This window comes from Streptomyces sp. NTH33, assembly GCF_003236365.1.
In the GTDB taxonomy this organism is placed as follows: Bacteria; Actinomycetota; Actinomycetes; order Streptomycetales; family Streptomycetaceae; genus Streptomyces.
Map to the genome: position 1 here is coordinate 1 of NZ_POTZ01000986.1, position 914 is coordinate 914.

2 protein-coding genes are annotated in these 914 nt (G+C 70.8%); both read left to right on the forward strand.

What is annotated here, in order from left to right; all coding sequences use genetic code 11:
* On the forward strand, window positions 1–317 hold a 317-nt coding region (locus C1I97_RS37990; protein ID WP_258382946.1), incomplete at its 5' end, for a hypothetical protein.
* A complete protein-coding gene (locus C1I97_RS37995) occupies window positions 314–637 on the forward strand; it encodes a hypothetical protein (protein WP_181447112.1) in 324 nt (107 codons plus the stop codon). The genes C1I97_RS37990 and C1I97_RS37995, both read left to right, overlap by 4 nt.
* Window positions 638–914 lie beyond the last annotated feature (277 nt).

The following is a 914-nucleotide window of genomic DNA, read 5'->3' on the forward strand; positions in this document are numbered from 1 at the left end:
CCGTCCCCCCCATGCCCGAGAGAACCCCGAAGGCACTGCGCGCCGCCATCGCCCAGCACGCACCGCAGCTGCTCGTCGACTTCGACCGCCACTGGCGCCGGGACATCGCCGACGCCTACGACCTCGCCCCCGTCCCCGCCTTCATGGCCCGCTGGTGGGGCGAGTACGCCCTCGCCCGTGACGTCCGGCTCGAAGCCAGGGTTCACCGCCTGGAGGACGAGGCGGCCCGGGAACCCGACTATGCCCGCGCCAAGGCCCTCATCGAGGAGGCCGGTCACATCCGCCGCTCGGCCGCGAAGGCGGAACCCGGCCAGTGACCGGCGCATTCATGGGACCGCCCTGGCAGGCGGACTGGACCAAGGAAGCGGAGGGCAACAGAGACGCCCTCCTCGCTCATGCCCGTGCGCTGGTCGATGCCGCCCGCGCCGAGCTCGTCACCGCGAAGGATCCGTACTTCCGCGGCATCGACAGCGACCGCGACCTGCCGGCCGGAATGAGCGTGGAGCCCGTCCAGTCCACCCGCCCCGGCGGTGAGCACGTCCTCTACTTCGACCACGGCCGCGGATGGCTGCGCTACCACTTCACACCACGCACCACCGACCCGCAGATCGTCATCGACGAGTGCTTCTGGCAATGATGCGAACCACGTCGACCGGACAGCCGGCCCACCCGTTCGTCTTCCTGCTGCCGATGCTCTCAGCCGTACCGTACGAGGGTTTGGCGTGACGGCTCTGCCGGCCTGAACGGCTACCGCCGGTTGATGCCGGGCAGGAAGACGCCGTAGTGCGCCGCGGCCGCAGCGCACGGTCTCAGCTGAAGACGATCATCGAGCCCTGGGCCAGGCTCCGTGTGGCCGCCGCGTGCAGGCCCAGCCAGACGTGGCGTTCGCGGGCGAAGGGGCTGGGGTCGTAGGG